General features: G+C 70.0%; 23 protein-coding genes. 8 read left to right on the top strand and 15 right to left on the bottom strand.

Annotation, left to right across the window (positions count from 1 at the left end):
• Positions 1-6: 6 nt before the first annotated feature.
• The 5 genes from BLR21_RS03045 to BLR21_RS03025 form a co-directional block, all read right to left on the bottom strand.
• The gene (locus BLR21_RS03045) at positions 7-1,530 is read right to left on the bottom strand and encodes an FAD-dependent oxidoreductase (RefSeq protein WP_090004066.1); all 1,524 of its coding nucleotides are present in this window, start codon (positions 1,528-1,530) and stop codon (positions 7-9) included.
• Positions 1,527-2,219: a class I SAM-dependent methyltransferase gene (locus BLR21_RS03040; RefSeq protein ID WP_090004065.1), complete on the bottom strand. Its 693-nt coding sequence runs from the start codon at positions 2,217-2,219 to the stop codon at positions 1,527-1,529. Before BLR21_RS03040 ends, BLR21_RS03045 begins: the two co-directional genes overlap by 4 nt.
• Positions 2,206-2,523, bottom strand: coding sequence for a lycopene cyclase domain-containing protein (locus BLR21_RS03035; RefSeq protein ID WP_090004064.1), 318 nt, complete (start codon positions 2,521-2,523; stop codon positions 2,206-2,208). The genes BLR21_RS03040 and BLR21_RS03035 overlap by 14 nt, the downstream gene beginning before the upstream one ends.
• Complete coding sequence (locus tag BLR21_RS03030) at positions 2,516-2,842, bottom strand: lycopene cyclase domain-containing protein (protein WP_090004063.1); 327 nt, start codon at positions 2,840-2,842, stop codon at positions 2,516-2,518. The genes BLR21_RS03035 and BLR21_RS03030 overlap by 8 nt, the downstream gene beginning before the upstream one ends.
• A gap of 72 nt (positions 2,843-2,914) precedes the next feature.
• Positions 2,915-3,376 (bottom strand): hypothetical protein, encoded by a 462-nt coding sequence (locus tag BLR21_RS03025; protein ID WP_143027584.1) that lies wholly within the window; start codon positions 3,374-3,376, stop codon positions 2,915-2,917.
• 207 nt (positions 3,377-3,583) lie between these two features.
• On the opposite strand from BLR21_RS03025, the gene BLR21_RS03020 reads away from it, so the two are divergent.
• A complete protein-coding gene (locus BLR21_RS03020; protein WP_090004061.1) occupies positions 3,584-4,171 on the top strand; it encodes a histidine phosphatase family protein in 588 nt (195 codons plus the stop codon).
• A 467-nt stretch (positions 4,172-4,638) separates the two neighbouring features.
• Here the strand turns inward: BLR21_RS03020 and BLR21_RS03015 are convergent, their stop codons facing one another.
• The 8 genes from BLR21_RS03015 to BLR21_RS02980 form a co-directional block, all read right to left on the bottom strand.
• Positions 4,639-5,985 (bottom strand): PEP/pyruvate-binding domain-containing protein, encoded by a 1,347-nt coding sequence (locus tag BLR21_RS03015; protein ID WP_090004060.1) that lies wholly within the window; start codon positions 5,983-5,985, stop codon positions 4,639-4,641.
• Complete coding sequence (locus tag BLR21_RS03010) at positions 5,973-6,581, bottom strand: transcriptional regulator (protein WP_090004059.1); 609 nt, start codon at positions 6,579-6,581, stop codon at positions 5,973-5,975. The genes BLR21_RS03015 and BLR21_RS03010 overlap by 13 nt, the downstream gene beginning before the upstream one ends.
• A complete protein-coding gene (locus tag BLR21_RS03005) occupies positions 6,578-7,648 on the bottom strand; it encodes a TetR/AcrR family transcriptional regulator (RefSeq protein ID WP_090004476.1) in 1,071 nt (356 codons plus the stop codon). The genes BLR21_RS03010 and BLR21_RS03005 overlap by 4 nt, the downstream gene beginning before the upstream one ends.
• Before the next feature lie 93 nt (positions 7,649-7,741).
• On the bottom strand, positions 7,742-10,060 hold the full coding sequence (locus BLR21_RS03000) for a DUF7617 domain-containing protein (protein ID WP_256334411.1): 2,319 nt from the start codon (positions 10,058-10,060) through the stop codon (positions 7,742-7,744).
• Between the two features lie 201 nt (positions 10,061-10,261).
• Entirely contained in the window at positions 10,262-12,634 is a 2,373-nt protein-coding gene (locus BLR21_RS02995) for a bifunctional salicylyl-CoA 5-hydroxylase/oxidoreductase (RefSeq protein WP_090004058.1), read from the bottom strand.
• Positions 12,631-14,217 carry an AMP-binding protein gene (locus BLR21_RS02990; RefSeq protein WP_090004057.1) on the bottom strand — a complete coding sequence of 529 codons (1,587 nt, stop codon included), beginning with the start codon at positions 14,215-14,217 and terminating at the stop codon, positions 12,631-12,633. The genes BLR21_RS02995 and BLR21_RS02990 overlap by 4 nt, the downstream gene beginning before the upstream one ends.
• A 26-nt stretch (positions 14,218-14,243) precedes the next feature.
• Positions 14,244-15,143 carry an acyl-CoA thioesterase gene (locus tag BLR21_RS02985; RefSeq protein WP_090004056.1) on the bottom strand — a complete coding sequence of 300 codons (900 nt, stop codon included), beginning with the start codon at positions 15,141-15,143 and terminating at the stop codon, positions 14,244-14,246.
• A complete protein-coding gene (locus BLR21_RS02980; RefSeq protein WP_090004055.1) occupies positions 15,140-15,622 on the bottom strand; it encodes a cupin domain-containing protein in 483 nt (160 codons plus the stop codon). The genes BLR21_RS02985 and BLR21_RS02980 overlap by 4 nt, the downstream gene beginning before the upstream one ends.
• A gap of 40 nt (positions 15,623-15,662) precedes the next feature.
• Here BLR21_RS02980 and BLR21_RS02975 point away from each other — a divergent pair, with 40 nt between their 5' ends.
• The 3 genes from BLR21_RS02975 to BLR21_RS02965 are packed head-to-tail and all read left to right on the top strand — an operon-like array spanning position 15,663 to position 17,858.
• Positions 15,663-16,079, top strand: a complete 417-nt coding sequence (locus BLR21_RS02975) for a RidA family protein (RefSeq protein WP_090004054.1) — start codon at positions 15,663-15,665, stop codon at positions 16,077-16,079.
• 58 nt (positions 16,080-16,137) lie between these two features.
• Positions 16,138-16,989, top strand: a complete 852-nt coding sequence (locus BLR21_RS02970) for a fumarylacetoacetate hydrolase family protein (protein WP_090004053.1) — start codon at positions 16,138-16,140, stop codon at positions 16,987-16,989.
• Between the two features lie 44 nt (positions 16,990-17,033).
• Positions 17,034-17,858 (top strand): PaaX family transcriptional regulator, encoded by an 825-nt coding sequence (locus BLR21_RS02965; RefSeq protein ID WP_090004052.1) that lies wholly within the window; start codon positions 17,034-17,036, stop codon positions 17,856-17,858.
• Here BLR21_RS02965 and BLR21_RS02960 read toward each other — a convergent pair.
• Positions 17,855-18,382, bottom strand: coding sequence for a M15 family metallopeptidase (locus tag BLR21_RS02960; protein WP_256334410.1), 528 nt, complete (start codon positions 18,380-18,382; stop codon positions 17,855-17,857). The genes BLR21_RS02965 and BLR21_RS02960 overlap by 4 nt on opposite strands.
• A gap of 118 nt (positions 18,383-18,500) precedes the next feature.
• On the opposite strand from BLR21_RS02960, the gene BLR21_RS02955 reads away from it, so the two are divergent.
• Together BLR21_RS02955 and BLR21_RS02950 are read left to right on the top strand one after the other, a co-directional pair.
• Positions 18,501-18,986: a glutathione peroxidase gene (locus tag BLR21_RS02955; protein WP_090004473.1), complete on the top strand. Its 486-nt coding sequence runs from the start codon at positions 18,501-18,503 to the stop codon at positions 18,984-18,986.
• Between the two features lie 183 nt (positions 18,987-19,169).
• Entirely contained in the window at positions 19,170-20,234 is a 1,065-nt protein-coding gene (locus BLR21_RS02950) for a lectin MOA-related protein (RefSeq protein ID WP_090004051.1), read from the top strand.
• Between the two features lie 4 nt (positions 20,235-20,238).
• On the opposite strand, the gene BLR21_RS02945 is transcribed toward BLR21_RS02950, so the two are convergent.
• Positions 20,239-21,090, bottom strand: coding sequence for an alpha/beta fold hydrolase (locus BLR21_RS02945; protein WP_090004050.1), 852 nt, complete (start codon positions 21,088-21,090; stop codon positions 20,239-20,241).
• 124 nt (positions 21,091-21,214) lie between these two features.
• On the opposite strand from BLR21_RS02945, the gene BLR21_RS02940 reads away from it, so the two are divergent.
• On the top strand, positions 21,215-21,799 hold the full coding sequence (locus BLR21_RS02940; protein WP_256334409.1) for a CGNR zinc finger domain-containing protein: 585 nt from the start codon (positions 21,215-21,217) through the stop codon (positions 21,797-21,799).
• Between the two features lie 70 nt (positions 21,800-21,869).
• Positions 21,870-22,586: a spermidine synthase gene (locus tag BLR21_RS02935; protein WP_090004049.1), complete on the top strand. Its 717-nt coding sequence runs from the start codon at positions 21,870-21,872 to the stop codon at positions 22,584-22,586.
• The last annotated feature ends 2 nt before the right edge of the window (positions 22,587-22,588 follow it).

Here is a 22,588-nt window from a genome sequence, read left to right as displayed (position 1 = left end):
TGACGATCACAACGTCCGCCAGCGTCGGGCGACCGAGCGCAGCAGCGGAACGCGGCCCTCGGCCGGCACCGTCCACAGATCCGTGCCCGCGACGCCCCAGCGGCTCAGCAGGTGGTTGGCGGCGGCGAAACCGGTGGTGGCCGCGCGTTCCATGAGCGCGACCGGCAGGTCGATGCGCACCAGATCGCCTGCCACCACAAGGAAGTCGTCCGGTGTGGTGACTCCCGGCCGTCCCGCGTACCCACCGGCCGGGAAGAGCGGGCAGTCCTCGCGCAGCTCGTGGCGTTCGTCGACGACCCCTGCCCGTTTGGTCTCCGGGTAGACCTCGGTGAGCTGTTCCCAGAGCCGGGCGCGGGCGTCCTGTTCGTCCACATCGGACGGTAGCGCGTAGCCGTGCAGTTCCACCACGGAGCCACCCGTGCGGGCGGCCCAGGCCCGTGCCTCGTGCTCGTAGTGGTTGAGCACGCCGATGTTGTCGAGCAGGTCGTGGCCGCCGGTGCCGAGGAAACCGGGCCGGTCCGCGTCCACCGGCGTGTCCAGCCAGTACCTCGACACGAGGAACCGGGGCGCGGTGCGCAGCCCGCCGACCTTCTCGCGCCACGCGGCGTCGCCGAGCGCGGGCGAGCCGCCGACGAGGGTCCGCAGGCCCGGTACGTCGGCGGCGAGCACCACGGCGTCCGCCTCGATCGCGCCGTCGCCGATGGTGACGGAGAACCGCCTGTGCTCGCCCGGCAGCACGGACCTGACCTCGGTGCCCGTGCACACCGTCGCGCCCAGCAGGGCGAGGTGGCGCCCGAGCGGCTCCCACAGGCCGTGCGGGAACGGGTCCGCGGCCACGTCGAACAGCAGCCCCTCGCTGGAGCCGAGGAAGTAGATGTGGAACATCACCGCGAGCTCGGCGGCCGACATGCGGGTGGGGTGGGCGAAGAAGCTGCGGGAGAACACCTCGAAGGCGAGGGCGTGCGCGGCCTCGGGGAACCGGATCCGCTCCAGGTAGGTCGCGGCGTCGATGCCGTCGAGCTCCTCATAGATCCGCGGCACCGACACGTCGAGCAACGACAGCGCGGCCCGCGCGTTGACGTCGGGCAGGTCGCGCCAGCGGAACGTGGGGCTGCCGCGCAGGAACGCGAGAGCGTTCCACGGCACCGCCTTCGGGAGGTTCGCGAAACCGTCCCGGTGGCCGGAGGCGTGCTGCAACGGGTAGTCCGGCAGTCCGACCAGGGCTCGTCCGGCCGGGTCGGCGCGGTCGAGCAGGGCCCGGAGGTTGTAGTACTGCCGGAAGAACGCGTGGAAGCCGCGCGTCATGGTGGCGTCGCTGCCGTCCGCGAGCCTGGTGCTCCAGCCGCCGACGCGGCCGCCCAGGTAGTCCTCCCGTTCGCACAGCACGACCTGTGCCCCGCGTTCGGCGAGCAGCGTCGCGGCGGAGAGTCCGGCGATGCCACCGCCCACCACGGCGACGACGGGCGCGGTCCCGTCGAACTGCGCGCGACCGGCCGGGGCCGGGATCCGCACCGCCTTGCGATCCCTCACCGCTGCTCCTGTTCCGGCACGTGGCTGCGGAAGGTGTGCACCACGCCGAGTTGCAGGCCCGGCAGCGGCGCGCTGCGCACGCCGACGAAGCCGTTGCGCCGCAACCGGTCCCGCAGCGCCGTCGCGCCGTCGAAGTCCATCACGCTGCGCCACAGGTAGGTGTAGAGCGAGCGGTCGCCGGTGACCAGCCATCCCGCCGGGACGATGAACCCGCACAGCAGCGTCCACAATGCCGCGCTTGTCAGGGAGTCGCGCACCGAGTACTCGTGCAACACCAGCGTTCCGCCGGGTTTCAGCAGGTCCCTGATCCGGATGAGCGTGCCATCCGGCTCGGGCAGGTTGCGCACCAGGTACGCGGCGAACACCGCGTCGAACTCGCCCTCGTCCACGTCCTCGGCGCGGCTGTGCACGAACCTCACCGTGGCGGGCCAGCGCTTCTCCCGCGCCCGCGCGATCATGCCCGCCGAGGCGTCCACAGCGACGATCTCCACGCCGGGCGCGGCCGCGACCAGCGCGGCGGTGGAGGCGCCCGTGCCGCAGCCCAGGTCGAGCACCCGCATGCCGGGGCGCAGGCCGAGCGCTCGCGCGGAAAGGCGCAGCGCCTGGTGATAGCCGGGGTTCAGTCCAACCAGGAAGTCGTAACCGCGGGCCGCCCGGTCGAACTTCCCCGGTACCTCAAGCTTGTTCACGTGCCGGCCTTCCCCGTTCCCACAGCAACAACACGGCGGTGACCATGGCGAACCCGTATAGGAAGTCCTCCACCGGGATGTCCCACGGCACCCGCACCCCGCTGATCGCCCAGTCCGCGTACAACACGATCGGCGCGTCGAGCCTCGTCAGCCATCCGTCCACCGGAACCTGGAACCCCAGCACGATCGCCATCGTGATCCAGTACGCCGGACGCTTGAACAAACCCGTGCGCAGCAAGAAGAACTCCAGCAGCAGCACCACGGCAACCGCCGCCACCGCGGCGAACGAGTACTCCTCAACCATCACGCAACCAGCGCTCCGAATGCCCGCGCACGGCCTCGTAGGTCAGCACCGCGCAGAGCGGGATCGCCACGAAGAACAGGACTTCCTCGATCGGCAGCACGCCACCGATCAACACCCCGGTCGTCGCCTCGGGATGAAAACTCCAATGCCCTCGCACGATCGCGACGACGTCCCAGACGGCGAGGACGAGCAGCACGGGCGCGATGGCACGCGCCAGGTCCGGGCCACGGCGGTAGACACCGCGTCCCATCCACTCCAGCGGCAGCGTGATGAGCACGCACACGCCCAGCACCATCAGGTATTCGTACTGGCTTCGCATCACCGACCTCCCACCACGACCGTATGGGCGGCGCGACGAGTCTGCACAACGGCGCAGATCGAGGTTCCGCGGTCAGGTCGTTTCCGTCTTGGAGATCGCGTAGTAGGCGTCCACGGTGTCACCGTCGATGCCCACGTAGGTGTCGATCCACGCCGCAGCGGCACGAACCAGCACCAGCACCGCGTCGAACTGCTGGTCCTCGGTCAACCTCGCCAGCACCAGGGCGACGCGCTGATCGTCACCACACGCCAGTCCACTCAGCACCTCCGAGGCGACCTCGGAGGCCCGCGCGCAGGTCGCGTCACCCCGCGTCGCCGGCACAGAGATCGGAATGCGGACGGACCGCTCGAGCGAGCCGCGCGGAACACCACGCAGCAGGATCACCGCACACGTGTCGATCGCGACCACCCGCGTCCGCTCGTCCGACACCAGGCACCGCACGGCGTCGACGGACCACAGGTGATCACGCCTGTTGACCGCACCCACCGCGGCCAGGGTCAGTTCCCTGGCCTGCACTTCATCGAGTCGATGCATCGACTCCCGGTCTCCTTCGCGATCGGCCCCGACTGCGCCCCGCACACTGAATTCTGTGTTGCCACCACCGCAACTCAGCCATGGTCAAACGACCGGGCTCGCGCTGCACGACGAGTGGCCCGCGGTTCACCCGTCCGCACCATCGCATTCGAGGCCCGTTCCAGATGTTGGTAACATCCCGATGTTGACAACCTGGGAGGGTTAACGATGGCGACTCGGCACCTCTACGTGGTCCGTCACGGCGCAGCAGACCCGTTCGGCCAGCTCACCGGCACCGGCGAACGACAGACGCACCTGCTGGGCGAACGCCTGGCCCGGTCACCGATCGACGCCGTCCTGCACTCGCCCCTGGCCAGAGCGAAGAGCACAGCCCAGCTCCTGGGCGAGCACCTGCCAGGCGTCCCCGTCACCGAGGCCCCCGAACTGGTCGACCACGTACCGCACGTGCCGGCCGATCCCCCGCCCGCGTGGGCAGGCTTCTTCGACGGCTACGACGCGGCAGAAGCAGCCGCGGGCGCGGGCCTCGCCGAGTCCTTGACCACCCGGTTCGCGCGTCCGGCCGAGACCGAGACCCACGAGGTGCTGGTCACGCACGCCTACCAGGTGGCATGGCTGGTGCGGCACGCCCTGGGCGCACCGCCGGACCGTTGGCTGGCGATGAGCTGCGGCAACACCGCGCTGACCGTCATCCAGTTCCGCGACGGCACGCCACCGGCCTTGCTGCTGTACAACGACATGAGCCACCTGCCGGAGGAGCTGCGCTGGACGGGCTTCGGCCCAGGCGCCCGGCCTTGAACCGCGTCCAGCGCGCGTCCTTGGCTGGTCGCCCGCACGCCCGGCCGCCGCACCGAAGCAGGCCCACTCGCCCAGACGCCTGTGCACGCCGCGGCCGCATTCCACTTCCGCGAGAGCGCGCCTCGTGCCCGGCTGCCCGCCCGCCACATCATGCTCCGCCGGACCACGCCTCACCCAGCTGCCCGCGCACGCCGCCACACTCTGCCGGACCACGCCCCCAGCCCAGCCGCCCGCGCACGCCGCCACACTCCGCTGGACCACGCCCCAGCCCAGCCGCCCCCGCACACCGCCGGACCACACCCAGCCGCCCGCGCACGCCACCCAACCGCCGCACGCCACTCCCGCAGGGGCCATGCCCCCGCTTCCGTGCCGCCTGAGCACCTTCGACCACGCGGCAGATACGCGGACTCGTCCGACCAGAGCCTCCCCCGACCCTCTGCTCGCCAAGGCCGCGGAACGCACCGCCCTCAAGCACCCTCACGCCGCCGAAGCACAACCTGCGCCGCCTCCAGGCGCTCGGCCTCGCCCCGCTCCGACCCATCCCCGGACACCTCATCCGCCCACCCCAGCAACCGGCGCAGGTGCCCGTCCGCACCTCCCGTGACGACGCGCGGCGTGCCGAGGACGACCTCACCGCCGGTCCCGTCGATGGTCACCATCGCGCCCACGCCAACCGTGCGCCCGCCTATCGCCACCGAGTCGCTGCCCACGTGGAGGTCGGCGACGCCCACGACGGCGGGTTTGCCCATCGAGCGGGCTACGACGGCCGCGTGGCTTGCCGGGCCGCCCCGCGCGGTGACGATGCCGGTGGCCGCCGCCAGGCCGCGGATGTCCTCCGGTGACGTCTCCGGACGCACCAGGACGACCGGGCCGTCGGCGGCCATGCGTACCGCCTCGTCGGACGTGACCGCCACCCTGCCCGCCGCCACTCCCGGGCAGACGCCCAGGCCGCGTGCGATGACGTCGGCATCCGGTTCGATTCGGGGTACGCGGACGTGCCGGAGGTGGTGCGGTGCCAACCGCAGGAGTGCTTCGGCGCGGGTGATCGCACCGGCGTCGGCCAGGTCGGTGGCCAGGCGGACGGCGGCGGCGCCGGTGAACCTGCCCGGCCGCACCTGTAGCAGCCACAACACGCCTGACTCGAAGGTGAACTCGACGTAGCACGCGTCGCGGTAGTGCTGTTCGATGCAGCTCAGGGCGTCGAGCAAGTCTTGCCAGACGGCGGGTTCACGGTTCGCGATGGTGTGCAGGGGCAGTGTCAGCGTCCGGCCGGAGACGACGTCGTCGCCCTGGTGTCCGAAGAGGACTTCGCCGAACGGCGCGTTCTCGCCTGTGCCGGGGTCGCGGCTGAACGCGACGCCGGAGCCGCTGTGGTCGTCGCGGTCTCCGAAGACCATCCGCTGCACGACCACGGCCGTGCCCAGGTCGTGCGGGATGCCGTGCAGGGTGCGGTAGGTGCGGGCGCGGGGTGTGTTCCACGACGCGAACACCGACTTCAGCGCCTCGTCGAGCGAGTCCGGCGTGAGGCGGAGGTTGAGGATCGTGTCCATCATGCCGGGCATCGACACGGCGGCCCCGGAACGCACCGAGACCGTCGACGGTCCCAGGACCTCGATGGCGGAGGCCAGTTCGCCGGCGAGACCGCCGGGAAACCGGCCTGTGCGGAGGAAGACCCTGCAGGCCTCGGTGGTGACGACGAAACCGGCGGGCACCGGCAGGCCGAGGCGGTGCAGCAGCACGAGGCCGTGGGCCTTGCCGCCGACGACCTCCGGCGGTTCGCCGAGCGCGCCGGAGAGGTGCCTTACCCACTCCATCGCGCGATTCCCAACGTGGCGAGCAGGTCCTCGTGCAGTTCCGCCCAGATCGTGTGGAACGAGTCGATGGTGTCGGCCAGGCGCTCCAACTCCCCCGCCTGGGCGCGGTCCAGGGCTTCGGACAGGCGCGCGTCGTAACGGCCGAACCGTGGCACGGCGGCGGCCAGAGCGGCGATCACCACGACGGCACGGGCGTGGAAGTCGGTGAACAAGGCGAGGACGCGGGCGTCGTAGGCGGTGTCGCTGTGGTCGTTGACGGTCGTGACGCCGTCGGCGGACCGGACCTGCCACGCCGTGCACAGGTCGAGCAGTTCGGGGTTGAGCACGAGGAACGCGTCGAACGCCTCGGCCAGCGCGGGACGGGTGCCGGCCGACTCCAGCTCGGCCTTGGTCCGGGCGGCGTCGGCGGACCGGCCGGACTCCGTCAGCGCCCACCCGCCGAAACCCCTGTGGTGTGTGACGAGACCGGCGACCGCCAGATCGATCAGCTCGGACTCCACATCGGACTCATCGAGCCCCGTGAACGACGCCACGCGGGTGAGTCCGGTGGTACCGACGCAGCGCAACGCGTGCAGCACCAGCAGATCTCTGCTCACGACGTCGCCTCCCGCCGGCGCGCGCCAGCCGCGTACCCGGCACCGCGGCCGTGGGCACGCGCGACGATCACGCCGTCCCGCACGCTGACCGCGGACTCGGTGTCGTCGCCGGGATCGGTGACGCCGATCGCGGACGCCACCAGCGCGTCGTCGTCGAGCACCAGCCGGACGTGCTGCCAGACCTCGGGCGCGAACACCCGCCTCAGACAGCCGACGGCATCCGTGACCCGGAGCCGGACGAGGCGCCCGGTCTCCTCCGGATCGCCCGTGACGACGGCCAGCGTGACCTGTTCACCGGGCTTCGCGGACCGCACGGCCTCCTCGGCCGCGCCGAGACGGCTCGCGCCCAGCACCACCACCAGTCCGTTCGCGAGCTCGACCCGCTCACCGCTGATCTGGTCGACGAGACCCTCAGGCGCGGTCCAGGCGTCCGCACACGTGCGCGCCGGGGCGACGTACGGCAGGTGCGGCGGCGCCCAGGTGTCCTCCAGGTCGATCTCGGCCATGTGCCTGCACGCGTGCGCGACGTCGAACGGGTCACCGAACCCCGGCGCCGTCTCTGCCCGGTGACCGGCGCCGTCCAGCATCGTCAGCACCAGCTCCGCCAGCCGCACCCGCCGGGCCGGCGCACCTCGTTCGAGGGCGATGGCCAGCAGCAACGCCTCCAGCCGCGCGAGCTGAGCCAGCACGGCCGGACCGCGCTCGTCCTCGAAGACACCGTCCAGCGACCGCAACCGCAGCCGCCCGCCCGGCGCCGCGTCGCCCACCAGCGGCAGCCGTTCGAGCCAGACCCTCGCGAACACCCCGAGCGCGTCGACTCGCGATGTCGGCGACACCGTCACCCAGGGCTCTGAGGCCTGCTCGACCAGGTCGATCAGCACCGCCAGGTACAACGCGCGTTTGCTCGGGAAGTTCGAGTACACCGCCCCACGGGTCAGCTCCGCCCGTTCGGCGATCCGGTCGACCTTCGCCGGCAGGAAACCCTGCTCGGCGAACTCCTCCCGTGCCGCCGCCAGCACCGCGGCACGCGTGCGCGCCTGCTGCTGCACTCGAGTCAGCCGAACCATCGCCACTCCTCGCCGAAGGCAACTGAGATGTTCTGAACATCCAGATTACCTTATCGTCCGAGTTGCGGCTTGACACGAGCTGCTCGAACGACCTCAGCCCAGCACGCAGAGCAGTGAACAGGCCTTCGCGGACGACCACTCGCTGTACAGGCGGCCGGCCCCGACCGGCGTGTACTTCGCCTTCGCCTTGTTGGTCAGGGGGAACAGCGACAGCAACGCGTACGTCGAGCAGTGGACCACTTTGGACTGACCGGGCTGCAGCGTGAACGGCCCGGTCTGGCAGGCCGGTTCCACGTCGTCGACCACGTAGGCGTCGACGATCGGGATCGGGCCGTTGTTCGTCACGGTGACCCGCCAGTACGCGGTCGCGTTCAGCAGGCCGAGGACGCCCACGGGTGCCTGCTTCAGCCACGGGCCAGAGCCGCCCGCCTTGCAGTTGGCCGACGTGTACGAACCGCAGATCTCCTTGTTCACCACCACGTTCGGCAGGCACGCCGTTCCCGGTGCGACCTGACGGGTCACCGTGTTGGACGAGAAGCCGCCGGTCGCGTCGGTCCCGTTCGCCGTGTTCGCGACGGACGTGACCGCGCACTCCGCGGAGATCGTGGTGCGGAAGCACATCTGCGGCGCGTCACCATTGAACTCCACGGCCAGGGACGGCTGGTTGCCGCCGCCGAAGTCCGCGGCGTTGTTCAGCACGAGCGACGCGGTGAGCGTCAGCGAACCGGCGGTGACTCCGGTCAGGTCCACCGTGCCGTCCGGGGCGAACCCCGGTGTGGCAACAGGATTCCCGCCGCCGTCCACGGCCTTCACGGTGGACGCGCCGAAGTTCACGTTCGCCGGTGTCACGCCGACGAGCCGCGCCTTGCTGTAGGTGGTGGCGTGCGGTTTGCCGTCGCAGTAGAACTGCGAGGGGTTGAGCGACACGGAGGCGCCACTGCGTACGCACGGCGACGCCCCCGTGTCAGGATCCAGTGAGAACAGCACGCCCGCGTCTCCCAGCCCGAGCAGACAGCCGGTGGGAGCGTCGTAGGCGTAGCCGTAATCTCTCGTGATGCCGTTGTTGACGGTCGGATGTGTGATGCGCGAAGGCATTCCGGCGCACGTCGTCCCGGTGCTCCAGTCGTGGCACACCGTCGCGCCCACGTACGGGCCGCTCCAGATGCCGAAGTAGCTGCGCACGCGGTCTCCGGTGCGCACCACCTCCGGGGTGAACACCCAGGTGTGGCTCTCCAGGGCGCCCATGCCACCGGACAACGGCGAACCGTCGATGGCGTAACAGGTGGTGACGTTCGTGGCTCCGGACGTGCTCGCGCACGCACCGGTCTCCGCACCCGTTGTGCTGTAGGCGGTGTAGGCGTTGTAGGTGTAGTTGGCCGGGGGACCGAGCGTCTTCGGGGCCGGCCAGCCCGCGCACACGCTCGTCGTACCGGGGTCGAAACAGCCCATCACGGGCACACCGCTGCCATACAGCGACGACGACGCGAACAGCTTGCCTCCGGCGACGGCCAGCGCGCCGAGGTAGTAGCCGCCGTGGTTGGTGAACGGCACGATCGGCGCGTAGGGCTGGCCCCCGCACGGGCTCTGCGTGGCGGCCGTCCAGCACACCACGTGACCGGAGTTCGCCACGCCGTAGAGGTTTCCGCCGACCTGGACGAGTCCCGCCAGCTCGAACGTCTGCCCGGTCCGGTTCATCAGCGGCCAGTAGCCGCAGTTGCCCGGCGCGGCGAGGTCGAGGCAGCCGACGCCGATCGAGGACGCCGTGGTGGCCGAGTAGTACACGCGGGCGGGGTTCGCCGGGTCGCGGACGTACTGCGGCGCGAGGGGGCTGGAGAGGTCGCCCGTGTACCCGGTCCCGAGCGGGCCGGGTGCCGTGTTGAGCGGCTTCGGCCACGGACCGCCCGCACAGAGCGAGCTCGTCGCGAGATCGGTGCACACCAGCTTCGGATCGGTGAGACCCAGGTGGTGATAGACGTTCCACGCCTGCAGGCGCCCGTCCGGCGTGCGATGCAGCATCGGGATGAAGCCGTCACCGCCGGTGCTGCTCGCGCTGGCCTGCACCGGCGGCGTCAGCACACTGGAGAGCGACTTGCCTCCGTTGCGCACGCCGGGGTGGGTGGCGGTGACCGGGTTGCCCTCCGTGCCGGTCCAGCCCGGCGGTACCTGCAGCGAGCCGGCCAGCAAGGTCTGGCCCGCGCCGATGGGGTCGGTGATCGAAGCGGCACCGTTGGCACCGTTCGTGTAGGACACGACCCAGGAGGCGACATCGCCGTGGGAGGCGGGATCGGACACGCCCTGCACGGACTTGGCCAGAGTGGACACGGGTGGCTGGGCGGCCACGGGTACTGCGGCGGTGAGCGTGCTGCCAGCGAGCACGCCCGCTAGCACCAGCGCCGGCAAACGTCTTCGCACGAGCATGATCCCTTCGGTGGCGGATTCGTTCGGGAACCGACCGCCGACGCTAGGGACGTCCTCTGTGCGGGAAAAACCCCCTCACCCGCGTGCACGGGATGTCTGCACCATCAGACCAATGCGCGAATGCTGAACATCTGACCGGACAAGAGATTCCATTTCGTTGCCGAATCAAGTTTCACCTGAACGCCGCCTAAGTGCCTATGCGAGAAGCGAATGCTCTCGGTGCGGGGTCCAGCGCAGGTGCACGGTCCGGTCCGGCGGGTCGGCCCGCAGCAGGGACAACCGCGGCCGGACGGCGTCGGTGCGCGCGGACGGCGGCTTGCGGCTGCCGGCGCGGTACTGAACCGGCCACTCGGCCTGGTAGCCCTGTTCGGCCGCCGCGTGCAGCGTCCAGTGCGGGTCGTACAGGTGGGTGCGCCCGATCGCGCACAGGTCCGCGCGACCCGCCAGCAGGATGGAGTTGACGTCGTCATAGGAGGCGATGGCGCCGACCGCGATGACGGCCGCACCCGTGACCTCGTGGCGGATGCGGTCCGCGAACGGCGTCTGGTAGCTGCGGCCGTACGCAGGGCGCTCGTCGGCCGTGACCTGGCCGGTGGAGACGTCGATCGCGTCCGCGCCGTGGGCCACGAACGCGCGGGCGATCTCCACGGCGTCGTGCTCCGTGTTGCCGCCCTCGATCCAGTCCGTCGCGGAGATGCGCACGATCATCGGGCGCTCGGCCGGCCACACGGCGCGGACGGCGTCGAACACCTCCAGGGGGAATCTCAGCCGGTTGGCCAGCGAGCCGCCGTACTCATCCGTGCGCTGATTCGCGATCGGCGAGAGGAACGAGGACAGCAGATAGCCGTGCGCGCAGTGCAGTTCGAGCAGATCGAACCCTGCTTCGGCACCACGTTCCGCAGCCGCGACGAACTCCGCGGTGATCCGGTCCAGGTCCTCGCGACCCGCCTCGGCGGGGACGGGCGATCCGGGGCCGTACGGCAGCGGAGACGGGCCGATGACGCCCCAGTTGCCCTCGGGCAGCGGTTCGTCCATGCCCTCCCACATCAGGCGGGTGGAGCCCTTGCGGCCGGAGTGGCCGAGCTGCAGGCCGATGCGGGCGGTACTGCGCTCGTGCGCGAACGCCACGATCCGCGCCCAGGAGTCGCGCTGCTCGTCGGTCCACAGACCGGTGCAGCCGGGCGTGATGCGGCCCTCGGGCGAGACGCAGACCATCTCGGTCATCACCAGTCCCGCGCCGCCCATGGCCTTCGACCCCAGGTGAACGAGGTGGAAGTCGCCCGGCACACCGTCGACGGCGGAGTACATGTCCATCGCCGAGACGATCACGCGGTTCTTGAGTTCCAGCTGTCCCAGGCGGAACGGCTGGAACATCGCCGGGGCCGTGCTCCGGAGTCCCTGGGACGCGGCGAAGGCGGCGTCGACTCGGTCGGCGAACTCCGGGTCGCGGGTGCGCAGGTTGTCGTAGGTGATCCGGCGCGAGCGCGTGAGCAGGTTGAAGCAGAACCGGGTCGGCTCCTGGTCCGCGTACATGCCGATGTTCTCGAACCACTCCAGGGACGCCTGGGCGGCTCGCTGGGTCGACTCGACGACGGGGCGCCGTTCGGTCTCGTAGGCCGTCAGCGCGGTCTCGACGTCACTGTGTTCGTGCAGGCACGCGGCGAGAGCGAGCGAGTCCTCCATCGCGAGTTTGGTGCCCGAGCCGATCGAGAAGTGCGCGGTGTGCGCGGCGTCGCCCACGAGGACCACGTTGCCGTGGTGCCAGCGTTCGTTGCGCACGGTGGTGAAGCTGACCCACTTCGAGTTGTTGGCGAACACCTGGTGGCCGGCCAGCTCCTCCGCGAACAGCTCGCGGACGCGGTCGACGGCGCGTTCGTCCGAGACACCCGGCGCGAACTCCTGGGCGGTGTCGAAGCCGGCGCGGCGCCACACGTCCTCGTGCATCTCGACGATGAACGTGGAACCGCTGTCGGAGTAGGGATAGCCGTGGACCTGCATGGTCCCCCACGGCGTGTCCTTGATGAAGAACTGGAACGCCTCGAAGACCCGATCCGTGCCGAGCCACATGTACTTGTTGCGGCGCGGGTCCACAGTGGAGCGGAAGACGTCCGGGAAGGACTGCCGCACCAGTGAGTTGACGCCGTCCGCGCCGACCACGAGGTCATGCGACTCGCACAACACGTCCACGGCGGGCGCGGGCGTCGAGAAGTGCACGACCACGCCGAGATCGCGGCACCGCCGCTGCAGGAGACCGAGCAGTTCCTTGCGGCTCATCGCGGCGAACCCCTGCCCGCCCACGGTGTGGGTCTCGCCGCGGTAGTGGATGTCGATGTCCGTCCAGCGCGCGAACCGGCGTGACATGGCCTCGGCGAACTCCGGGTCGGCGTTCTCGATCCCGCCGAGCGTCTCGTCGGAGAACACCACGCCGAAGCCGAACGTCACGTCGGCAGCGTCGCGTTCCCAGATGGTGACATCATGCGAAGGGTCGAGCTGCTTCATCAGCGCGGCCAGGTAGAGCCCACCGGGGCCTCCTCCGACGATGGCGATCTTTCTGGCCGCGATCCTCATGCACGCACCTCGTCCTCGACGATCTTGCGGAGTGCGAAGCGCTGCAGCTTGCCGCTGGCGTTGCGCGGCAACGACGTGCGGAACCGCACCTCGCGCGGGTACTTGTAGGGCGCGATGGTGCGCTTCACGTGGTCCTGGATCTCCCTGGCCTTCGCGTCGGAGCCCGGCACGCCGTCGCGCAGCACCACGAAGGCGCACACGATCGCGCCGCGTTCGTCGTCGGGCTTGGCGACGACGGCGGACTCCAGCACGTCCGGGTGGGTGTCGATGGCCTCCTCGACCTCGGGGCCGCCGATGTTGTAGCCGGAGGAGACGATCATGTGGTCGCTGCGGGCGTGGTAGTGGAAGTAGCCGTCCTCGTCGCGGTGGAAGACGTCGCCGGTGACGTTCCAGCCGCCCACCACGTAGTCCTTCTGCCGCTCGTCGTCGAGGTAGCGGCAGCCGACGGGGCCGATCACGCCGAGGCGTCCCGGCTCGCCGGGGCCGAGTTCCTCGCCGTCGGGGCCGTGCACGGTGGCGCGGTAGCCCGGCACCGGTTTGCCGGTGGAGCCGGGCCGGATGTCGTCACCGGCGGCGGAGATGAAGATGTGCAACAGCTCCGTGGCGCCGATGCCGTCGATCACCCTGAGCCCCAGCCGGTCCCGCAGCCGTTGCCAGGTGTCCTGGGGGATGTGCTCGCCGGCCGACACCGCGGTCCGCAGGCCGCCGAGCTTCGCCTCGATGCCGTCGCGCAGGATCGCCTTGTACGCGGTCGGCGCCGTCGCGAGCACCGTGACTCCGTGCTGTTGCACGAGGTCCGCGACCTGGGCGGGCGTGGCGGCCTCGGTCAGCAGGGCGCAGGCGCCGGCCCGCAGCGGGAAGACGACGAGCATGCCCAGGCCGAACGTGAACGCGAACGGGGCGGTGCAGGCGACGAGGTCGTCCCCGGTCAGCCGCAGCACGTGCCGGCCGAAGGTGTTGTCGATGGACAGGACGTCGCGGTGGAAGTGCGCGGTGATCTTCGGCGTGCCGGTGCTGCCGGACGTGGGCGCCAGCAACGCCACGTCGTCGGCGGCGGTGTCCACGGCGGTGAACTGCCCCGACCTGGTCGCGGCGAGCACCTGGAGGTCGTCGTAGTCCACGACGGTCAGCGACGGCAGGTCTCGGACGTCCTCCGTGCACCGCTGGTCCACCAACGCGATCGACGGACGGGTGCGTTCGACGATCGGCGCGAGTTCGCGAGTCCTCAACGCGGCCATGGTCGTCACCACGACACCGCCCGCCTTGAGGACGCCGAGCCACGCGGCCACGGTCCACGGGTTGTTGGGCGAGCGGAGCAGAACCCGTTGTCCTGGAACGAGACCGAGCTCCTCGGTCAGCACCTGGGCCACCTGGTTCGCGCGGGTCAGCAACTCGCCGTAGGACCACGTCTCCCCCGCCGGCGTGCGCAGCGCGGGGCGGTCGGGGCCGAACCTCGCCACCGGGACGTCGATGAGCTCGGTGGCCGCGTTGAGCCGGGCCGGGTAGTCCAGCTCCGGCGTCGTGAACTCGATGGCGGGCCACAGTGCCGCGGGAGGTAAGTGGTCGCGGGCGAAGGTGTCCATGGGTGAAGTCCTTCCCGGGCGGCGGGTCAGGAAGCGCGGATCATGCCCTCCTGGGCAACGGTGGCGAGGTGGAGACCATCGCGGGTGAAGAAGCGGCCGTGGCCGAGGCCCCGGCCCGCGTCGGCGGCGACGGCCTCCTGCACGTAGAGGAGCCAGTCGTCGACCGGGCCCTCGCGGTGGAACCACATCGCGTGGTCGAGGCTCGCGGTGACGAGCCCCGGCCGGGCCCACGGCAGGTCGAGGACCCGCAGGACGGGTTCGAGGATCGTGTAGTCGCAGACGTAGGCCAGTGCGGCGAGGTCGCGCTGGGCGTCGGTCAGGCCGTCGACCGGGCGCAGCGCGTCGAACGGCTTGATCCACACGGCCTGGTGCGGGACCTTCTCGCCTTCGACCGCGAGGTAGACCGGGCCGGGCGCGTGCCGCATGTCGAAGCTGCGGCCGCCGGACCAGTAGGCCTTCGACTCCTCGGTCATCGAACCGCCGGAGCGTCCCGCGAGGAAGTCCGCGGAGCTGGCCAGCTCGTCCGGGCCGGGCAGGTCGCCCGTGAACTCGGCCCGATACCCGCCGCCCGGCTCGCCCGCGGCGAAGTTCGCGAGGCAGGCGTAGAGGGGCTTGCCGTTCTGGTAACCGCGGACCTGCCGGGTGCTGTAACCGCGGCCGTCGCGCAGCAGCTCGACCTCGTACCGCACCTGGGCGCCGATGTCGGCCGGGCGCAGGAAGTAGCTGTGCATCGAGTGCAGCGTCTTGCCGTCCGTCACCGAACGCATGGCGGCGGCCGCCGCGGCCGCGACCAGGTCCCCGCCGTAGGCCTTGGGCCACGGGCAGGGCTGGGTGACGGCGGTGAAGGCGAGGTCGAAGTGCTCCGGATCGGCCTTCTCCAGCGCGATGGCCTCGGTGAAGATCGCCGAAGTCGGCACGGGCGTCATCGGGTCAGCCAATCGCGCAGGTCCTCGTCCGGCACGTCGTCGAGGTTCACGACGATGTTCTCCGGCGTCCGCGTGGTCATCCACGTGAGCGACCTGTTGCGGTCGAGGTTGCACTCGATGTGCGGCATGAACGGCGGCACGAACACCCAGTCACCCTCCTCCATGTCGACGTAGTCCTCGAACTTCTCGCCGAAGTAGATCCGCGCACGCCCGGACAGCACGTAGCCGCCGGTCTCGGCCTCGCCGTGGTGGTGGGTGACCGAGCGGTAGCCCGGTTCGTTGGTCACCTTCCCGAACCACAGCTTCGTCGCCGGGGTGTGCTGGATGCTCACGCCCGAGATCCGGACCGCGCCGCCGGAGTTCGCGGTGTCCGGGTTCTCGGCACCGCCGCGTGTCACGACCGGCGCGACCAGGCCGCTGGGCAGCCGGTACATCGAGTTGTCGCCGTCGAGCTGGTACTTGCTCAGGTCGGGCTCCATATCTCGTATTCTTCACGACCGTCAGATAGTGTCAATACTCATGAGGCCAGCAGCAGTGAACCCGGCCAGCCTTCCGGCGCCGAGCGGCTACTCCCACGGCACCCTCGCCGGCAACACCCTCCACCTCGGCGGGCAGACCGCCCTCGACGCCGACATGAAGATCGTTCCCGGCGGCATCGTCGAGCAGTTCCGCCAGGCGTTCGGCAACGTGCTGACGACGTTGCGCGCGGCGGGTGGCGAGCCGGAAGACCTGGTCAGCATCACGATCTACCTCACCGACATCCCGGACTACCAGGCTCACGGCAGGGAGATCGGCAAGGTGTGGCGCGAGCTCGCCGGCCCCGTCTACCCGGCCATGGCGGGCATCGGCTGCACCGCGCTGTGGCAGCCGGAAGCACTGATCGAGATCCTCGGCGTCGCCGTGATCCCGAAAGACCGGCTGGTCAGGCCCAGCTGAATCGATAGCGCTTTCATGATCTACGCAACGTGAACGCGATAGTCGAGGAGGTTCGCGGGTGAAGCTCGCTTCTGTGACGGTCGGCGGCGTCCGTCGTGGCGGTGTCGTCGACGGGGAGTCGATCGCGCTGCTGTCGGGCACGGTCGACGATGTCGTGCGGGGCGCTCCGGTCGAGACCGGCGAAGTCCTGCCGCTGGCGGAAGTGCGGCTGGAGGCGCCGCTGCACCGGTTCAACCGCGACGTCCTCTGCACCGGCTGGAACTACTGGGACCACTTCGAGGAGTCCGCCGGCAAGCGCGAGGGTCAGGACCCGGTCTCTCGTCCGTTGCGCCCGACCTTCTTCACCAAGGGCCCGGACACGGTCGTCGGGCCGCACGACGCCATCGCCTACGACCCTGGGTTGTCCCAGAAGTGGGACTACGAGGCCGAGATCGCGATGGTCATCGGGCGCGACGGCCGTTCGATCCCGGAGGAGAAGGCGCTGGACCACGTGTTCGGTTTCCTCGTCGCCAACGACGTATCGCAGCGCGATCTCCAACGCGCGCACGGCGGCCAATGGCTCAAGGGCAAGAGTCTCGACGCCACAATGCCGCTCGGCCCGTGGCTGACCACCGCCGACGAGATCGGCGACCTCGGCGGGCTGCGGGTCCAGTGCGAGGTCAACGGCGTCCTGCTGCAGGACGCGACCAGCGCGCAGATGGCGTTCTCCTTCGCGCGGATCATCGCCGAGCTCAGCCACGGCATGACCCTGCGCGCCGGCGACGTGATCCTGACCGGCACCCCCAGCGGCGTCGGCAACGCCCGCGAACCGCAGCTCTTCCTGCGCGACGGCGACGTCGTGGTCACGCGCGTCAGCGGCTTGGGCGAGCTGCGCAACACCGTCACGCTGACCGACCTCGGCGCGCGTTAAGCTCGGCTGATCAAGGTGAGGAGAGGGCACTGAACGTCGCGGACATGACCGTCGAAGCCGCGGCTCCCGCCGGACGCGACCGGCTCGGCCCGCTCATCATCACGATCTTCGGCCTCTACGCGCGCGGCGAGCACAACTGGCTCTCCGTGGCCTCCGTCGTCCAGCTCATGGCCGACCTCGGCGTGGACGGCCAGGCCGCCCGGTCCTCGATCTCCCGCCTGAAGCGCCGGGGCGTCGTCCGGGCAGAACGCCGCGACGGCGCCGGCTACGCCCTCTCGGAGTCCACGCTGGAGACCCTCGCCGAGGGCGACACCCGCATCTTCGAACGCCGCCGGGCCACCACCGAGGACGGCTGGCTCGTGGTCGTGTTCTCCGTGCCCGAGTCCGAACGCGAGAAGCGCCACGCCCTGCGCACCAGCCTGACCCAGCTCGGCTTCGGCACCACGGCCCCCGGCGTGTGGGTGGCACCGGGCAACCTGGCCACCGAGACCCGCCGCACGCTGGAGCGCCGCGGGTTGTCCGAGTACGTGGACATCTTCACCGGCGACCACTTCGCGTTCGGCGACCTGCGCTCCAAGGTCCGTGCCTGGTGGGACCTGGACGAACTGGCCGACCTGTACGCCGACTTCCTGCGCCGCCACCGCCCCGTCCTGGATGCCGGCATCACCTCACCCGAGCAGGCGTTCCAGACGTACGTGCCGATGCTCACCGCGTGGCGCCGCCTGCCGTACAGCGACCCCGGCCTTCCTCTCTCGCTGCTGCCTCCCGGCTGGAACGGCGTCACGGCCGAGGCCTTGTTCGAGCAGCTCAACACCACTTTGAGCGCACCGGCCCGTGAGCATGCGTTGGCCGTGATCCACGGCCGTTAGCCGGCGTTGCTCTGCGGCTGCGGACACTGGCCACCAGGGGTCGTCAGCAGCTCGAAGTGCCACATCTCGTTGGCGTAGGCCTGGCACAACCCGTAGTCCGCGCCGTGCTGGATGAGCCAGTCGTCGGCGTTCGTCGGCCCGATGTCGATCGCCTTGCCCGTGACGTGCGCGGACTTGTCCGGCGGGTGCACCCACCGCCGCGCCTCCTCCTCGCTGCGGTACAGCTCGACGGCCTCGTCCAGCAGCCGCTGCTGGTACTCCGGGCTGCGCCAGCCCGACGTCACCCGCAACTCGACCCCGGCGAGCTTCGCGTCCGCCGCCGCCTTCCGCATGGCGGTGAGCAGCGCGGGATCGAGGCGGGCGATCGCGGCGTGCTGGTCGTCGTCCAGCGAGATGCTCTCGTTCTCCGGGATGCTGCCGTCGTCGGTCATCTGCACCTGGACGCTCGCCGCCTGCGGTCCGGCGGGTGTGCAGGCCGTCACCATCGCGAGCAGGAGCACCGTCCAAATTCCTTTACCGGTCACGACTTCGAGCGTTCACGAGCGATGTCGCCGGACGGCCAGCGGAATGTGCTCGTTGTGCAACGAACCGTCGAGGACTGGCCGCTCCCGGTGGGCGGGAGGCATGAACTACGTTGGTGGCATGGAGATCTACGACATCCCTGTCCACACGCTCGCGGGCGAGCCCGGCGACCTGAGCGCGGTGCGGGGCAAGGTGGCGCTGGTGGTCAACGTCGCCTCGCGGTGTGGCCTCACCCCGCAGTACGCGGGTCTGGAGCGGTTGCAGGAGAAGTACGGGACCGAGGGTTTCTCCGTGGTCGGCTTCCCGTGCAACCAGTTCATGGGCCAGGAGCCGGGCACGTCCGAGGAGATCGCCACGTTCTGCTCGGCCACCTACGGCGTGTCGTTCCCCCTGTTCGAGAAGATCGAGGTCAACGGGCCTGACCGGCACCCGCTCTACCAGGAGCTGACGAAGCACGCGGACGCCGACGGGACCGCCGGTGACGTGCAGTGGAACTTCGAGAAGTTCCTCGTCTCACGGGATGGTCAGGTCATCGCGCGGTTCCGGCCGCGCACCGAGCCCGAGGACGCCGCGATCACCGAGGCGATCGAGGCCGCGCTGCGATAGCACTGCTTGACCGGGTCAAGTGGGCACGAGGCGGATTTCACCCGGTGCCGACACACGTCCGGGTGGCTTGCCGGACCGCGACCTCACGCGAGTCCTCGTTGTCCCACCAATAGATATCTTGTCGCGCCACGGCGGTCGGCGGAACGTTGAACGGGTCCAAACCCCTTCCTTTTCGAGGCCGCCATGACGATTCTGCGCATCACCCCGACCGAGACCACCGAACTCCTCGTCCCGACCCAGCGCGAGCCGCACGCCGACCCGGGCGATCTGCTCGCCGGCCACCTCCACGCCCCGAGAAGAGGCCAGGACTCGTCCGGCCCCGTCAGAGGCGAGGGCCCGATCATCACCCTGAGCGAGCCGATCCCCGCGGACCAGATCGACGCGAACACGCCCTACGTGATCCAGGACGCCTACGGGCGGGTGCTGAACGTCCAGGACGCGGGCAGCGGCGCCTGGGAATGGGCGTATTTCGGCGCGTACAACAGCTATTGGACCGACGTGTTCCCGCTGCGGTTCTCCGGGAACCCGGTCGACAAACCCTCCTCGATCACCATGCAGGCGCGCAACTGGCCGTTGCATTCGAACGGCACCGCGACCTCGTGGGAGTACGCCTTCTGGGCGCCGTCCGACTACGGCAGCAGCTATCCGGTGATGTCCCTGTCCGCGAAGGCCGCCCAGCTCAACGCGGACGGCTTCCAGACCTACACCCTGTCGTGGAACAACGGCGGAACGACCATGAGCCTGTGCTCGGACTCCGGCTCGTGGAACTGGGCGTACGTCTCGAGCACACACTCCGCCGCCGCGCTGACCTTCCACAAGTTCTACGTGCAGAGGACGAAGCTGGACAGCCTGTTCAGCGCCGCGTGGCCCGATGCGAGCTACGACCTGAAGCTCAACACCGGAGACTCGCACTACCAGGCCGTCACGACCTCGCAGGTGATGTCGACCTACCAGAACTCCGGACTCGCGCAGTACAACTGGAAGGCCAACTACTTCGACTGCGACGACTTCAGCTACGTCTACAAAGCACAGTCCTCGAAGGACGCCTACGCGGTCGGTCCGGAGTACGGCTACGCGGTCGGCATCATCTTCGGGACGACGGCGACCAGCGCGCACGCCGTCAACGTCTTCATCGACACCAGCGGCACCGTTCAGGTCATCGAGCCGCAGAACGGTCAGATCGTCCAGGGCAAGGACTGGAAGGATCGCACCGGCGCGGCGTACTCGCCCTACTTCATCCTGATGTAACGGGTCAGGCGAACGTCTTCGCCAGCGCCTTGTGCACGTGATCGGCGATCTCGTCGACGGCCTCCTCCAAGGCGAAATGACCGGTGTCGAGCAGCACGACCTCGGCGGAGGGCACGTCCCGGCGGAAGGCCTCGGCGCCGGCCGCGACGAAGAACGTGTCGTTGCGGCCCCAGACGGCGAGGAGGTGCGGCTGCCGTTCGCGCAACCAGGCCTGCCAGGACGGGTAACGGCCGGGGTTGGTCTGGTAGTCCCACAACAGGGACAACATGTAGTCGGCGCGGCCGGGCAGGTCGATGACGGCCTGGTCGGCCAGCGCCTGCTCGGGGTCGATGTTCTCGGGGTCCTTCGCGCCCACCAGCCACTGGTGCCGCGTGCCTTCCAGGCTGACGACCCAGTCGACGGCGTCCTGGTACTTGGCCTTCTCGCTCCACCACGCGTTCAACGGCTCGGCATCGGGGCCGAAGCCTTCGACGTAGGCGTTGCCGTTCTGCGTGATCACGGCCTTGACCCGCCGGTCGTGCTCGAGCGCGATCCGGAAGCCCACGGGCGCACCGAAGTCGAACATGTAGACGGCGTAGTCGCCGATGCCGAGCAGGTCGATGACCTGGCCCGTGACCTCGGCCAGCCGGTCGAACGTCGGGACGCCGGGCAGCGGGTCGGACGAGCCGAAGCCGGGGTAGTCGATCGCGACGACGTGCCAGTCGGAGGCGAGGCGGTCGATCAGCCGCACGTAGGCGCGGGTGCTCGACGGAAAGCCGGGCAGCAGCACGATGACGGGCCTGCTCGCGTCACCGGCCTCACGCACGAACACCTTCAGGCCGTCGACCTCGACGTGGCGGTGGCGAATCGCGGGCATGTCGTTCTCCTCGGTTCGTTCTAATGGGTAGAATGACCGTATACGCGTTAGATCACGCCTCGCAAGCGTTCCGGACGAGAATCTGCTAACGTCTCGGTTGTTGCTTCAACCGTTAGGAGACGGTGTGGCCGCGACCTTGCCCGAGTTCCAGGCGGCAGGCTTCCCCATGGGCGCCGAGCCGCTCGTGGCGCTCGACCTGGTGGACACGCACGCGCTGTGCGTGGACCCGGTCCGGGATCTGCTCGCGGACGAGGCCGGGCACGCGACGTGGTGGGCGCTGCAGGCGGATCGGCTGCCCGGCACGACGCCGCCGGCGATGAGCGCGACCCGCCGGCTCCGAGCCGTGCTGCGGGAGTTGTTCGACGCCCACCTGACCCAGCGCACGCCTGATCCGGCACTGATCGCGGACCTCAACGCCGTCGCCGCCGCGGTGCCCACGAGCCCGCGTCTCGACGGCTGGGGGGCCGAAGCGCGGGCAGGGGTCCGGTGGCACGACGACTACAACGGCCACCCCGCGCTGGCCGCGATCGCGGGCGAGGCCATCCGGCTGCTGGCCGACCGGACACGGCTGGACATGGTGCGCGCGTGCGCCAACCCGGCGTGTTCGATGTTGTTCCTGGCGGAGAACAAGCGCCGGGTCTGGTGCGCCGCCAACGTGTGCGGCAACCGGGCCCGGGTCGCCCGGCACTACGAGCGCACCCGCGCCTGATCGAGCAACGGCGCCAGGTCGGCGAGCGCGGCGGTCACCTGTTCGTGCACACGGGGTAGCGTGCCGCCGCATGAGTGCGCGCTTCCAGGAACTCGACTACCGCCAGACCCCGCTGGGTGAGTTGAGCCTGCGGCGCCGGCTCGAACCCGGCACCGGCAGGGAGATCCACGAGATCAAGCTCAACGAAGAGTTCCTGATGTCGAGCCTGTTCACCGTCGCCGAGGTCGAACTGGCCCACCTCGCACTCGCGGAACTGTCCGGGGACTCGCTGAACGTGGTCGTGGGCGGCCTCGGTCTCGGCTACACGGCCCAGACGGTGCTGGAACACTCGAACGTCGGCTCGCTACTGGTCGTCGACGCCCTCGGCGAGGTGATCGAGTGGCATCAGCAGGGCCTCATCCCCGCCGGGAGGACGCTGGCGGCCGACGAGCGGTGCCGGCTGGTCCATGGCGACTTCTTCGCCCTGACCCGCTCCGGAGAGGGCTTCGACGCGGCGGAGCCCGGCAGGCTGTTCGACGCCATCGTCGTCGACATCGACCACTCGCCACGCCACCTGCTGCACCCGTCCAATGCCGACTTCTACACCGCCGAAGGCGCTCAGCGTCTCGCCGCGCTGCTCACGCCCGGCGGGGTGTTCGCGTTGTGGTCCAACGACCCGCCCGAGGACGAGTACACCGCCACTCTCGCCACGGTCTTCACCGACGTGCGGGCCGAGGTCGTCACCTTCCCGAATCCACTGCAGGAAAGGGATTCGACGAACACCGTCTACCTCGCGCGGCGCCGCTGACT

The sequence above is a fragment of the Lentzea albidocapillata subsp. violacea genome (genome assembly GCF_900100275.1).
GTDB classification, from domain to species: Bacteria; Actinomycetota; Actinomycetes; order Mycobacteriales; family Pseudonocardiaceae; genus Lentzea; species Lentzea violacea.
The sequence above is the reverse complement of the archived record's forward strand: the minus strand, read 5'-3'. Positions and strand labels throughout refer to the sequence as shown.